This window comes from Micromonospora sp. WMMD1120 (genome assembly GCF_029626235.1).
In the GTDB taxonomy this organism is placed as follows: Bacteria; Actinomycetota; Actinomycetes; order Mycobacteriales; family Micromonosporaceae; genus Micromonospora.
Map to the genome: position 1 here is coordinate 2,264,515 of NZ_JARUBO010000005.1, position 14,344 is coordinate 2,278,858.

At 66.9% G+C, this 14,344-nt stretch carries 7 protein-coding genes; all 7 read left to right on the top strand.

From position 1 onward, the window contains the following. Positions 1 to 92: 92 nt before the first annotated feature. The 7 genes from O7634_RS10750 (at position 93) to O7634_RS10780 (ending at position 14,193) form a co-directional block, all read left to right on the top strand. Positions 93 to 4,157, top strand: a complete 4,065-nt coding sequence (locus O7634_RS10750) for a DNA methyltransferase (protein ID WP_278149985.1) — start codon at positions 93 to 95, stop codon at positions 4,155 to 4,157. Positions 4,158 to 4,337: 180 nt separating this feature from the next. Beyond that, positions 4,338 to 4,973, top strand: a complete 636-nt coding sequence (locus O7634_RS10755; protein WP_278149986.1) for a hypothetical protein — start codon at positions 4,338 to 4,340, stop codon at positions 4,971 to 4,973. 85 nt (positions 4,974 to 5,058) lie between these two features. Next, positions 5,059 to 8,601 carry a DISARM system helicase DrmA gene (drmA, locus tag O7634_RS10760; RefSeq protein WP_278149987.1) on the top strand — a complete coding sequence of 1,181 codons (3,543 nt, stop codon included), beginning with the start codon at positions 5,059 to 5,061 and terminating at the stop codon, positions 8,599 to 8,601. Further along, the gene (locus O7634_RS10765; RefSeq protein ID WP_278149988.1) at positions 8,598 to 10,439 is read left to right on the top strand and encodes a DUF1998 domain-containing protein; all 1,842 of its coding nucleotides are present in this window, start codon (positions 8,598 to 8,600) and stop codon (positions 10,437 to 10,439) included. The genes drmA and O7634_RS10765 overlap by 4 nt, the downstream gene beginning before the upstream one ends. Positions 10,440 to 10,485: 46 nt before the next feature. Next, positions 10,486 to 11,286: a DISARM system phospholipase D-like protein DrmC gene (drmC, locus tag O7634_RS10770; RefSeq protein ID WP_278149989.1), complete on the top strand. Its 801-nt coding sequence runs from the start codon at positions 10,486 to 10,488 to the stop codon at positions 11,284 to 11,286. Between the two features lie 255 nt (positions 11,287 to 11,541). Beyond that, positions 11,542 to 12,882 (top strand): RNaseH domain-containing protein, encoded by a 1,341-nt coding sequence (locus O7634_RS10775; protein ID WP_278149990.1) that lies wholly within the window; start codon positions 11,542 to 11,544, stop codon positions 12,880 to 12,882. Between the two features lie 351 nt (positions 12,883 to 13,233). Next, positions 13,234 to 14,193, top strand: a complete 960-nt coding sequence (locus O7634_RS10780) for a hypothetical protein (protein ID WP_278149991.1) — start codon at positions 13,234 to 13,236, stop codon at positions 14,191 to 14,193. Positions 14,194 to 14,344 lie beyond the last annotated feature (151 nt).

Genomic DNA, 14,344 nt, shown 5'->3' on the forward strand with positions numbered 1-14,344 from the left:
TTCGCCGCTCCACCAAGCCGGGTCGGTCCGGAAGTTCCGCCGGCGCCCGATCGGGCCCGACCGGTCACGCCGGCCGCTCGCCTCGACCGCATGTGCCGACCACTGCCGAGCAGCACGCCGAGTGGCTCGGCCTACTCCGCCCGGACGGCCCGTTCCTGACCGTGCCGGTGCTGGCCGAGGCCCTACCGCACGGCCTGGACACCGTGCCCGACGAGGTGCGAGATCGGATCCGTCGGGCCTGGGGCGAAGTGCAGGACGCGCCGGACCTGCTCGGGCCGGCCTGGTTCGAAGTGATTCTCGGCGAGCTGGTCCGTTACCCGGCGGCTGCGCGTACCGATGGCACCAGCTTGCCGGCCGACGTGCTCGCCGCCGGGTTCCGACCAGACGTGGTGATCTCAGGCCCGCAGCCCGGCGGCGGCCGGACGGGCCGGCTTTACGTCTACCGCTACCCCACGGGCACCTCACTGACGACGGCGCGTGGCGATCGGCCGGCCCTTACCGAGCAGGCCGCGCAGCTGTGCCGGGACACCCGAGTGCCGCTGGCGCTGCTGACGAACGGGCAGCACTGGGCATTGGTGCACGCGAGGCCCGGCGAGTCCACCGGCATCGCCGTCTTCGATGCGGACCTCTGGCTCGAGGAGCCGGCGCTGCTGCGGGCCTTCGCCACGCTGCTCGCCGCGCCGCGGGTACTAACCCCGCCAACCAATCCGGACGGCACCGCATCGGCCAGCCTCGCTGGGCTGTTCGCCCGCAGCGCCGAGGCGCTGACCCAGGTCACCGCTACGCTCGGCGACCAAGTCCGCCAGGCGGTGGAGCTCTTCGTCGGCGAACTCGCCCGGCTCGACCGGGAGTCCGGCGGCGCACTGCTAGCCGGTGTCAGCGACCGGGAGATCTACCGGGGTTCCCTGACAGTACTGATGCGGCTAGTTTTCCTGCTCTACGCGGAGGAACGGCGGCTGCTGCCGGTGACCGACCCGCTGTACGCGCAGGCGTACGCGGCGTCGACCCTATATGGCCAGCTTCGGGCAGTGCGGGATCTGCACGGCGACGAGGTCACCGACCGACGTAGCGCCGCTTGGCCTCGGCTGCTTGCCCTCTTTGCCGCCGTGCACGGCGGCTGCGAACACCCTGATCTGCGGATCCCGGCGCACAGCGGCTCGCTGTTCGCTCCGAACCGGTTTCCTTGGCTGGCTCAGGCGGCGGTCACCGATCGGGTCGTCTACGAGGTGCTGGACGCGCTGCTGGTGCTGCGGCACCGTGGCGGCAAGGCGGCCGAGCAGCTCAGCTACTCAAGCCTGGACGTGGAGCAGATCGGGCATGTCTACGAGGGCCTGCTGGAGTTCTCCTGCGTCCGGGTGGACCGTCCGCACCTCGGTCTGATCGGTAAGCGCGAGCCAGAACTGGCGCTGGAGGAGCTGGAGGAGCGCGCCACCGAGGGTGAGGAAGCGTTGCGCGGCTGGCTTGTCGCGCAGTGCGACATCACCCCCAAGCAGCTGGCGAAGGCACGGGGCGTCACCCCCACCCCACACGAGCTGGCCGCGCTACACGCGGCCTGCGACAACGACGCAAGTCTGGCCGAACGGGTACGCCCGCTCTGGGGCCTGCTCCGAACCGACCTGCGCGGCCTGCCCACGGTCTTCCCGGCCGGCTCGGTGCTGTTCACGCAGTTCGGCGACCGGAGAGCCACTGGCACCCACTACACCCCGCGCGAGCTGGCCGACGAGGTCGTCCGGCACACGCTGGCCCCGCTCTGCTTCGCCCCCGGCCCGACGCAAGGGGTCGTCGAGGAGGGGGTGTGGCGGGCCAAGACCGCCGACGAGCTGCTGAACCTCAAGGTGATCGACCCAGCTATGGGCTCCGGGGCGTTCCTGGTCTCGGCCTGCCGTTACCTGGCCGAGGTGGTAGTGCGGGCCTGGGAGCGAGACGGTATCCCGGTCGACGTGGCCGAGCAGGTCGGCGCCGACGGCACCCGAGATGACCTGCTCCTTGCCGCACGCCGGAAGGTGGCCGCCCGCTGCCTGTACGGCGTGGACCGCGACGACATGGCGGTGGAACTGGCGAAGCTGTCGCTGTGGCTGGTCACCCTGGCCAAGGGCAGGCCTTTCGGCTTCCTCGACCACGCCCTGCGATGCGGCGACTCACTGGTCGGAATCACCTCGCTCGACCAGCTCACCGCCTTCCATCTCGACCCGAAGGAGGGGCGCTGGCGGAACAATCGGGCCTTCGCCCCGATCGGCGAACGCCTCCACGAGCTAATCGCGGAGATGACCGAGCTGCGCGAGTCGATCGAGTCCACCGTGGTCGAGGACCCTCGGGACGCCGCCGACAAGTCCGCAAAGCTTGCCCAGGCCGAGGCGATCGGCGAGAACTTGCGGCTCGCCGCCGACGCGGTGGTCGGTGCCGCGCTCTCCACCGCCGTACGCCCGCAGCGCCGGCCGTGGGACTCGGCCGACGACTCCGACGATCCGGAGTTCAAGTACGACGGCCGTCTCACCGCGATCAGCGACGACGTGTATGCCGTACTGGCCGGCTCGACAGGATCATCCGTGCTGGAGCGGCAGCTTGCCGAGACGATCGACGGCTGGCTGCGTGGTCAGCGGGCGGTGCCGGTCCGGCCGCTGCACTGGCCGCTGGAGTTCCCCGAGGTGGTCAACCGGTCGGGTTTTGACGCTGTCGTCGGCAACCCACCCTTCATTGGCGGCAAGCGGGTCAGTGGCGCGCTCGGAGTTGACCTGAGGGAGTATCTGAAGCAGCGGATCGCCCGTGATAAGCCGGGGAATGCCGACCTGTGCTCGTACTTCCTGCTGCGGAATCTGAGCGTCGCGCGGCAGGGCCGAGTCGGCATTATCGCCACCAACACGATCGCTCAGGGCGATACCCGCGAGGTCGGGCTCGACCAGGTAGTCGACATGGGCTGGAATATTTATCGCGCTAACAAATCTCAGCCCTGGCCGGGAACGGCGTCGCTGGAGGTGTCCCTGCTCTGGGTCGGTCACGCTACCAGCAAGGAAGCACGCGTCCTCGACGGCCGTAAGGTACGCGGAATCACGCCATCCCTTGACGCTGAATCGCGCGTAACGGGCAACGCCTACCGATTGGCCGCCAACACAGGCCGGTGCTTCCAAGGCTCAATTATCCTGGGCGACGGATTCCTCTTGAAGCCGGACGAGGCTCAGGCCATTATCAGTAAGGATCCGCGCAACCAGGAGGTTGTCTTCCCATTCCTCAGCGGCGAAGACATTAACTCCCTCCCGAACCGCACGGCCAGCCGCTGGGTCATCGATTTCCATGATTGGCCAATTGAGAAGGCGCAGCGCTACGCCGACTGCTTTGACATCGTCGAACAACGCGTTAAGCCGGATCGCGAGAAAAAGAATCCCCGGACGTATGCTGGCCTAATGGATAGGTGGTGGTTGTATTGGCGAAGGCGAGCTGAATTGTTGGAGGCAATACGAGGGCTCGACCGAGTCCTCGTCATTGGCCTTCTTAGTAAGACCGGACTGCCAGTGTTCGTGCCGACGGGGCAAGTCTTTTCCCAGACGCTTGGTGTATTTGCCACGGATCGGGCGAGCGACCTGGCCCTCCTCTCCAGCAGCTTTCACTTCGGCTGGTGGACAACCAAAGGCGAGTCAAGCTTGGAGACTCGCCTTCGCTACACACCCACTGATGGATTCGAGACCTTTCCCCAGCCCGAACTGAGTACGCGATTGGAGCAAATCGGCGCGGAGTTTGAATCGCACCGGCGGGCGGTTATGGAGGGGCGCGGGTTGGGGCTTACTCGGCTATACAACCAAGTCCACGACGAGCGGGTGACCGACTCGGAGATCCGGCAGCTGCGAGAGATTCACGTCGAGATTGACGAGGCCGTAGCGGAGGCGTACGGCTGGTCGGATTTGGCGCTTGGTCACGGCTTCCACGACACCCGTCAGGGCAAGCGCTTCACCATCGATCCCACCGTTCAGGTCGACATGCTCGACCTGCTGCTCGAACTCAATCATCAGCGCCACGCCGAGGAACAGCGGAGTCACTCCGGAACCCGACGCAAGTCGCACAAGCAGAGGGCAGCCGTCCCCCGTGCCCGCCCGGCGGAAAGCTCAGCCCAGGCGGCAACCGCCTTCGACGGCGGCCTCTTTCCGCTGCCCGACGCCCTGTTCTGAGCTCTGGACAGGCCACAGGGCGGCACAGCCGTCGCCCGCATGGACTTGAGGTAACGCCGCATGCCGAGGCAGCTCTAGCGGCGGGCAGTGCAAGTCATCTCAGGATGCCGGCCGGGGCAAACAATATTCGGAAGAACCAGAGGCGCTGGCGGGAGACGATGTCATCCGTGGAGGTGGTTCGTGACTGACCAGCATGCGACCCCAGTTGGGCTAGAAGACTTCGAGTTGGATGACTACCTATTCCCAACCGAGGAGCAGGACCTGCTCGCAACGTCTGGCGATCCCGCGAGACATGCCAGGCTGGACCTGCAGCGCGCCAGCGTTTTCGGCCGGATGGAGGGCTGCCGGCTGGCCGCGCAGCTTCTCGCCGAGCACGCCCTAGCCCGCCGCGAGGACCTCGACGTGCTCATCTACCCGATCGCCAACTGCTGGCGGCACCACCTTGAGCTCCTACTGAAGTCCTTATTGTCCAACCTGCACGAATTCCTTGGTGGGCCGGCCATTGCAGCCCGCGGACACGAGCTTATGCCGCTGTGGAAGCAGGTGCGCGTCAAGCTCGAGGAGGCGCAGCTCCACGAACCGACAGATGACCTCGACCACGCCGAGCGATTGCTACGTCAGCTGCATGAGCTGGATCCGGATGGCCAAAATTTCCGTTACCACCGTCGCGCCAACGGCACGGTCGCCCTCGCAGGCATCGAGCGCCTCGACGTACAGGCGTTGCACGACGGCCTCAGAGGCGTCGCCAACCTGCTGCGCGAGGTCGATCGGCAGATCGCCTATATCGAGGCCATCGGAGAGGGCGAGCTGCCTTAGCGATCGTCGGACTGGGGCATCCGGTGCCCGACACCGCTCATCTGGCTGACCGCACGTGTCCGAACTACCCGCTACGGTGGCCTGCATGAGTGGGGAGGGCGTGCTCGCCGTACCAGATGGGCAGGCGATCCGCGATGAGCTGCAGAAGTTGGTCCTGGACGACCTGCTCGGGCCCCTGGGTGGCCTGGACGAGGAGTTCCCGACCCGGGAGGATCCCCTCGACCGCTACATCCTGGGCCGACTCGCACCGAACGGCGTCTCCGTCGATCCGGAAACACAGGATGAGCTCCCCGAGGCTGGGGCGCCGGATCTGCTCGAGGGCGACGCCGAACCGAGCGCACCTAACGTGCCTAGCCTTACCCCGTCCGCGCTTGGCTTCACTGCCTGCGTCGCCGGGGACGTGACGGAGCTACAGGTCACGGCCGCTTGGGGCCGATACGAGAGGACCGCATCGGAGCGCGAGGAGCACGTCGGCCGCCGGGTCTGGCGCCGGTACCGGCAGGGCGGCTCTATCGTCGTCCAGCTTACGGAAGGGTCACTGCGCACCGAACCGATCGACCCGACGCAGCCGGCCGTCGTGGTTCGCGGTCGGGCTCGCCGACTGGACGGGCAGTGGCTGGTTTCGCTCTTCCTGGAGAATCGGCAGCCCGCCCCGGCCAAGAGGGACGCCACGCCGTGGATCTTCCAGGTCGAGCTGTCGGCGACCGGCGCCGGGGAACGGCCGGTCTTCGTGCCTCGACCCGAACAGATCTCCGGCGGCGACGCCGCCGACCAGGCCGAGCGACGCCGGCTGGCGATGGCCTATCGCTTCCACCCGGAGTTTGCGGTCGGGCACGGCACGGCGGTGCGCGTCAAGCCCTCCCCGGCGGATCCGCGTCGGGCCGACATCGTGCATACCAGCACAGTGCCGGACTACGAAGTGCCGTTCACCGACGTACCCAATCCGGCGGACGACCCGGACCTGCCGGACCTGGCCGACGTGGTGCTGGATATGAAACGGCTCGCCGAGTTGGCTGAGGACGGCCCAGCCGAGGCGTTGAGCACAGCCCTGCGCCCGCTCGTCGATGGCTACCGGGCCTGGATCGCACGGAACGAGGCGAGTGCCGGTGATCCGGAACGGCAGCTCGGTGGCTATCGCACACAAGTGCGGCAGGCGTTGCGCGAGGCGGGCGTCGCCGCCGACCGAATCCAGGCTGGCATCGATCTGCTCGGCGCCGACCCCGTGGCCCGGGCAGCGTTTGGCTTCGCCAATCGCGCCATGTATCTCCAGCGGGTACACAGCGTCGTCGCCGCCAATCGGCGCGACAATCCGGAGACGCCGCTGAACCACGCCGTCACCGCCGCAGACAAGCCGGACAACCACCGGTGGCGGCCGTTCCAGTTAGCCTTCGTCCTGCTCAATCTGCCAGCCCTAGCCGACCCTCGACACGATGAGCGCACCGACGACCGATCGAAGGCCATCGCCGACCTTCTCTGGTTCCCGACTGGTGGTGGTAAGACTGAGGCATACCTCGGCCTGACCGCGTTCACCATCGCGGTCCGCCGCCGCCAACCCGCCTACGCCGGAATGGACGCCAACGCGGGGCTGGTCGTACTGATGCGCTATACCCTGCGACTGCTCACCATCCAGCAGTTCGAGCGGGCCGCCACCCTCATCTGCGCCGCCGAGACGCTGCGCCGTGCCGACGAGGCGACCTGGGGCAGCGAACCGTTCCGAATCGGCCTCTGGGTCGGTGGGCGAGTGACTCCGAACTACACCGACGACGCTGCGGACTGGCTCGCTCAACAACGGCGAGGCCGAGGGATGGCGACCCGGGGCCAAGGCTCCCCGCATCAGCTCACCACCTGCCCATGGTGCGGCACGAAGATCGAAGCCGGTCGGGACATCTCGGTAGAGCCGGTCTACCGGCGCACCCTTGTGATCTGCCCGTACGTCGAGTGCCCGTTCAGCGAGATCGGCGGATTCGTGTTGCCCGCGGACCGAAAAGGGCTGCCGGTCCTGGTGGTCGACGAGGAGATCTACCGCCACCCGCCCGCGCTGCTGATCGCCACCGTGGACAAGTTCGCTCAACTTCCGTGGAAGGGCGAGACCGCCGCCCTGTTCGGCCGGGTCAGCCGGCGCTGCGAACGCCACGGATACCTGACTGAAGACCTCGAACAGGCCGAGTGGGAGCGGCCGACCCACCGGATGAGCGGCGGGGCACCACCGGCCCGGATCGTCGACTGCCCGCGACTACGGCCACCGGACCTCATCATTCAGGATGAGTTGCACCTGATCTCCGGGCCCCTCGGCTCTCTGGTCGGGCTGTACGAGACCGCAGTGGATCGGCTGGCCAGCTGGGAGCCGCAGCCGGGACATTGGTCTCGCCCGAAGGTGATTGCCTCCACCGCCACCGTCCGCCGCGCCAACCACCAGATCGAGGCGCTATTCCACCGCGACACCAAGGTCTTCCCGCCGGCCGGTCTGGACGCCGGCGACAGCTACTTCGCCCGCCAGCGCACGACCGAGCGGCACCCCGGCCGCCGGTACGTCGGGATCTGCGCCCATGGCATCCGAATCAAGTCCGCTCTGATCCGGGTCTACGTGTCGGTGCTCGGCGCGGCCCAGAAACTGCACGAGAAGTACGGCCGAAACCCGGTTACTGACCCGTACATGACCCTCGTCGGCTACTTCAACAGCCTGCGTGATCTTGGGGGCATGCGCCGGCTGGTTGAGGACGACGTCTCCACCCGACTCATCCGGGCTGACGAGCGTGGCCTGGCCCGCCGCTACGACCCGCTGCTCAAGGAGCTGACCTCCCGAATGCCGTCCGACGGCATCCGGCCGCTGTTGGACCAGCTCGCCGTAAGGTTTAGCGGCACACGGGCCAAGGGCAGCCCACCGCTGATCGACGTACTGCTCGCCACCAGCATGATCGCTGTCGGGGTCGACGTGCCGCGGCTCGGCGTGATGGTGGTGGCCAACCAGCCCAAATCGACCGCCGAGTACATCCAGGCAACCAGTCGGGTCGGCCGGGCCGCCCCCGGCCTCGTCTTCACCGTCTTCAACTGGGCGCGCCCCCGCGACCTGTCCCACTACGAGCGGTTCGATTACTTCCACGCCAATGTCTACCGGCACGTCGAGGCGCTCTCGGTCACCCCATTCGCCGAACGCGCCATCGACCGGGGCCTTACTGGGGTGTTGGTGGCGCTGGTCCGCGACCTGGAACGCGCTTACAACGCCAACCTTCGCGCCCAAGACTTCGACCGGCACAGCCAGCTCGCTGACCACGTCGTACGCTTCCTGAAGCGGCGCAGCGCGGTCGCCGCCGACAACGCCACCCGTCACCGTGTTGAGGAGCAACTCGAGGCCCGCCTCGACCTATGGGCCCGAGAACGCGGTGTCCCGGCCAGGCGCCTGGCGTACGACAAGCCACGCCGCAGCGACGACGTAGCCGGCCTCCTGCATAGGCCTGAAGAAGGGCGGTGGCGGCAAACCACCTGCCCCACCTCATTGCGCGACGTCGAGCCTGGCATCCAGCTCCAATTGCTCATCAACGGCGTGGTTGAGGAGTCGCCTCCGCCATTCCTCCCGCGCGACACTGGCACGTCCACGGCAAACAGCAGCACCTCGGCGGGCACCTCATGACCGAGCCACAGCGCAGCCTCCGGGTTGGGGCGCTGCGCCCCAACCAACTCCTGCACACCTATGGGGTCGGATCGGTCGCCGACCTACCCAGCCTGTCGGTGACCATGCTCGGCTTGGACCACTGGGATCTGTTGCGATCCACCACGATCAGCGAGGACCGGCTGTTGTCAGCCATGCGGGCCAAGCTCGGCCACCAGGTACAGACGCTTCGGCTACCCCCGCATCTACCCGAGACATCGGACCCGTTCGCCGAGTGGGCGCGGGTGGGCGTGCCCGTGGCCCTCTTCCCCACGTGGCTTCGTTGTTCCGACACCCGGTGCAATCGACTCGCGGCCGCCGAATCCGGGCTCTTCGAGCTACTCCCCTCCGTCCTGCCCGACCGCGTCCGCTACGTGCACTCCTGCCGGGGCAACGGGGGAAGTCGTCCCACCGCAGTGCCGGCCCGGTTCGTGTTGGCCTGCGGTAACGGACACCTGGACGACTTCCCGTGGTCGTACTTCGTCCACCGCGGCACCGACCCGGGCGCCGGTCACTCCCTCAAGCTGTCGGAGCGGGGCAGCACCGGTGAAACCATCAACATTTTCGTCTCGTGCGACGCCGCCGGCTGCGGCGCGACCCGGCCGATGTCCGACGCGATCGGCGTCCAAGCAGAGCAAAATCTGCCCGCCTGCCGGGGCCGGCACCCCCACCTCGGCACATACGAGCGGTGCGACGCTGCGACTCGGACCCTCGCCCTCGGTGCCACGAACAGCTGGTTCGCCATGCAGTTGCGGGTGTTCAGCCTCCCCCGTGCCGAGCACCCAGTCGACCACGTCGTCGCCAATTTCTGGCCCACGCTACAGCTGCTGGCCGGGCTCGACCCGGCGACCGCCAAGATGATCCTGCCAACCCAAACCTGCTGGCCCGAGCTGGAGCCGTACGGCGTGGACCGAGTCTGGGAGGCGATCCAGCGGCGCGCCGACGAAGAATCCGCGGACAACGACGAGGACGAACTCGACCTGCTCACCCCAGAATGGCGGGCATTCACCCTCGGGACCACGACGGACCTGCCCGACTTCACCACCCGCCCGGAGCTAGCGCCGTCCCAGCATCGAGACTGGCTGCGCCAGGTCGTCCTGGTTCCCCGGCTCCGCGAGGTCGCCGCCCTATACGGCTTCACTCGGATCGACGCCCCCGAGTGGGACGTCCTAGATACCCCCGACCGACGCCGGGCTCCACTCTCCGTTACAGAGTCGACATGGGTGCCGTGCGCCGAAATGCGCGGCGAGGGTATCTTCCTGCGGTTCGACGAGGAACGCATGGTGGCCTGGGAACACCAGCCGGAAGTGAAACGCCGGGAACAGCTCCTAATCCGAGCCCACGACAAGTGGCGGGCTCAGCGGCAACTCCCGCCCGGCCAGTGGCCCGGCATGCGGTACGTCCTGATGCACACCTTCGCGCATGTCATGATCCGTGAGTTCGCGTTGGAGTGCGGCTACAGCGCGGCCGGGATCGCTGAACGGGTCTACGCCCGGCCCGGTGAGACCCCCACCGCCGGTGTCCTGCTCTACACCGCCGCACCAGACAGCGAAGGCACACTCGGGGGCCTGGTCAGCCTTGGCCGGGCGAATCGGCTCGGCCCGCTCATCGAGCGCGCCCTGGAGGCGGCCCGGCTGTGCAGCTCTGATCCGCTCTGCGCCGAGCACGACCCAACCGTGCACGGACGGCTATCGGCGGCCGCCTGTCACGCCTGCCTCTTCGCCGCCGAGACCTCGTGCGAGCGAGGTAACCACTACCTGGACCGGGCACTGCTGGTCGACACACTGGCGGACCACCACTGCGGCTTCTTCACCACCTGAGTCGCCGTCTCCCGTTGCTACGAGCCGCCAGGAGGCGCAGAGCGCGATGAGTCATCAAGCCTTCGCGGAGATCGTCGCCGACATCGCTGCCGACCTGCCCGACGGTCACCTCGCGGCCTGGTGCAACGTGCTGTCCAACGCGGATGCTGGGAACGAGGCGGTTGAGGCCGCCCTGATAGACGCGCGGCCCGGTTACGCCATCGCCACCCACGCCCGACGGCTGGTCACAGCATGGCGTACCGAGGCATTTGGCCTGCCCGGCGCCGCGCTCGCGTTAGCGCTGCGAACCGCCGCCCTCGTACACCGACAAGCCGTGGCTCACCGGGCCGAGCTGGTTGTTAGCGGACCGATCAGCGCCGCCGTACCGGTACGGTTAACCAGCTCGGTCGTGATCGAGGTGATCCGGGCCGCGCGAGCCTCATTGCTCGTGGTCAGCTTCGCCGCGTATGGGGTGCCGGAGGTAGTCGCCGAGCTGGTGGCCGCCGCCAGCCGGGGCGTGCAGGTCGATCTCGTTTTGGAAAGCTCGGCCGAGGACGGGGGCACGCTACGCGGCTCGTCCGGAGCGTCTGCTGCCTTTCGGAAGTTGGACAGCCAGGCGACCTTCTGGCATTGGCCCGCCCGCACGCGATTCTCAGCTGGTGCCTCCCGGCCGGCCATGCACGCGAAGATTGTCGCGGCGGACAGCGCCACCGCTTTGGTCAGCAGCTCGAATCTGACTGACCGCGGCCTGTCGGACAACCTGGAGGTTGGCGTGGTCTTGCACGATCCCGAGGTGGTTCGTCGCCTCGTTCAGCATTTCGCGACCCTGATGATTCCGCGGATCGGCCCGTTAAGACGGCTGCGGTAGGCAGGGCCGAGGCCCTGGCTCGGGTGGAGCAAGTCCGAACTGATAAAGCAAGAGATTCGCTACCTGTCCCACATGGACGTTGCCTGCTACGGTAACTGCGCCGAGTGACGGGCGACGGACGGTCGGCGACCAACAAGTGCGCCTGCCGCGGCTTCATGCGTCCAACACCGCAACGCGATCGAACGACGCTCCCGCCTGGCGGCGGCCGTGCCAGAAGCTGATTTGTGCGTCTTCCTTCTCTACCAAGACACCGACATGCGTGAGCGGCTCCTCGTCGGCGTCGAGAACCTCCTCGGCCTTGCCGGCCACCGCCACCGGACCAGTGACGAGTCCTGGCGCTGGCGCACCGACGACTTCACCCTCCGCGTCCATGCACGACAAGTGCCAATCGGCGGCGAACTCGGTGACGGCGGCAAGGTCCTAAAAGGCACTACCCACGACCAGGCGGTTGCGCAGCGACGCCAGCAGGTCAAGGCTGCGCTCGACGCGATGGTGGCTAACACCGGAGAAACCGCTCGCCTCGCCATCATCGAACTCGAAGGCAAGGACCGCTTCAAAGTTCGAACCACCGATCCGAAATTCGCTATCCGACTCGGCTGCGCCGACGCCAGAATGGTAAGCCAATTTATCGAGCCTGCGGACGCGCCGAAGAAGGAGGAAGAGGGCAACAATCATCACCGAGCAGAGGCGGCCTGGGAAGACGGGTTCCGCCAGCTAGGCATACGCTTCCTGCCAATTCACACCGTGCCGGAAGGTATACCCGACAACCTTACCCAGCTCGCCTTTTGGGTGGTCAAGCGACGCGACGATGACACAAACCGGTTCTCCCTGTTCGCGCCCATTGCCCTGCTGATCCGCCCCCACCAAAAGCAGATTCTCGGCAAGGCCCTCGGGATGACCGAGTGGGTTTCCTATCCGGAGCTGCTTCTCTACCTCGCCGGCATCGACGCAAGTGGCATGCCGCGAACTGAAGCCGAGCAGCAAGCGGAGCTCGCCGGCTTCATCAGATCCACCATCCGACAGTTCGGCGGTGACCCGACCCTCATCTTGGCGTTGGGAACAAATATCCGTTACCGATGGCCGACCATGCAAAACGCCCACATTGCTCACGGCAAGATCGGTTTCGGGGAAGCGCCACCGCAGCGTGCTTCGATTTATGGCAGGAAATTGCGGTTCGCCCGCGTATGCACCAGCGACCGGCTGGAGACGGCTCAATGGTGGGCTCCAGGAGCTGACGACAGAATTGGATTCTCCAAGGGGCTCTGGACGTTCGACGCTCAAGCGCTTTCGAAGCCAACTGTTTTCTACAGCACGGTCGGGAAATCCGGCAAGCATACGAAGCTGACCGTTAACGATGCCAAGCTTACATCCCACTACCTTGCGCCCGCTGGTGGTAATGCTTCCACTGGCGCGGGCGATGAAGCGGCGAGGCCGAGGGTGAGCGGCGCCTTGAAGCCGGTACGGCGCCGCTGCGCCTGCCGCTCATTCTGCATCTTGCCGCCCTCGCCACCCGATATGCTGTCCCAGCCGAGGATGAGCGCCCCGAAGAGGTTGAGGACGATGACATCGACCAGGAACTGGTCGCCGAACAGCTGACATTCGACTTTGGCATCTGATGACCAATAACCCCCAGCTCGGCGCGATGCCACTCGCCGTGGCCCAGCAAGCACATCGAGGCGCCGAACAACCGATGCAACGTGACCACTTCTTCTTTTGGTCGAGCGCTTGGTCGGTTCGTCCAACTGGTCTCGCGGGCGCGGCTCGATGGCTCGGTATAGGCCCTGCTGGTTGTGCTGGCAAAACTACTCGACCGGCAACGCCTGCCCTACCCCGCCGACGCCCGGCATCAACTCCTGATTGGTAGCGTCCCCCGGACGCTTATCGACTCTCGGGCCCCGGGAATAGCTGTCCGACAGGCCAGTCCGCCCCAACCATAGGAGGGCGACGTTGCCCGACCGCACCCCTGACGACCTGCCGGAAAAGGACGCCCCCACCGGGCAGGAGGACCCCACCGAGCAGGCAGGGCCCACCGAACAAGATGACCCAGTCGAGGAGACGATTCGGGTAGAGGGCATCGGCGATGCCGGCGTGTCTCTGCCCAAGTTCAACCTGTTCGCCACCTCGCCTGCATTCACCGCGCTTGCTGACGTGCTTCGAGACAGGCTGCGGGTCGAGCTGCCCGGCAATCTTGTGCCCAAGCCGGACACATCGGGGTGGCTCACCACCACCACCGTGTTCGGCGACCTGCGGGCAACGCTGGACCGGCTCTTCGACCAGTTGCGGGGCTATCTGCCGCCCAACTGGCCGTCCGGTATCGACCGGCACATGGTGGCCACCATCGTTCAGAACGAAGGGCTGCCGCTGGTCTGGGTGCCTCGGCGGGAAATCGTGGAGGAGCTATTCGCCGCCACTGACAGGAACGCCCGGATCGGGGTGCTGCTGTCCCATCGGGGCGAGGTGGTAGAGGACTGCCGTGAGGTCCTCGCCGACGTCTCCCACCCCCGACTGATTAACCAGCTGCCGCTGATAGGGCGGGCCGTTGACGCGTCCGAGGACGGCCACCACGAGGCGGCGCAGGCCCTGGCGGTGGTGGTCACGGAGACCGTGGTGGCCCGAGCCATACCCGGCAAGTACAAGGCTGTGAAGGATCGGGTGGTGTTCAACCCGAACGGGATGACCGTCGGCGAGGTGCGTCTGCGTGCGGCGTTAGCCCCAATTGGCATGTTCTACACCGCGTGGTTTCCGAGCTCTGGTGATCCGGCTCCAACGAAGCTGAGCCGGCACGTAACCGTCCACCAAGCCGATACCAACTACTACACCGCGGAGAACGCGGTGGTGGCGGTGCTGCTGGCCGCGTCTGTAATCCGTGCAGCGCAGGAGATTTACGAGGACGGGATCACCGTGTGACTGGTAGCAGGGCGAACGTGTCCGGGCGTGGACCTGTCACCGCCCGCCACCTATATCCATCGCGTGGTCGAACAGCGGCGCCCCGATCCGCACCCTCGGTACGCCGCCGCGCTTCGGGCGGCGTCGTCCTCGGTCACCGCACTGACCGGGT

Excerpts from the sequence above, each read along its gene's own strand:
- drmA (WP_278149987.1), top strand. The coding sequence starts at position 5,059 with ATGAGTGGGGAGGGCGTGCTCGCCGTACCAGATGGGCAGGCGATCCGC.
- O7634_RS10765 (WP_278149988.1), top strand. The coding sequence starts at position 8,598 with ATGACCGAGCCACAGCGCAGCCTCCGGGTTGGGGCGCTGCGCCCCAAC.
- drmC (WP_278149989.1), top strand. The coding sequence starts at position 10,486 with ATGAGTCATCAAGCCTTCGCGGAGATCGTCGCCGACATCGCTGCCGAC.
- O7634_RS10775 (WP_278149990.1), top strand. The coding sequence starts at position 11,542 with ATGCGTGAGCGGCTCCTCGTCGGCGTCGAGAACCTCCTCGGCCTTGCC.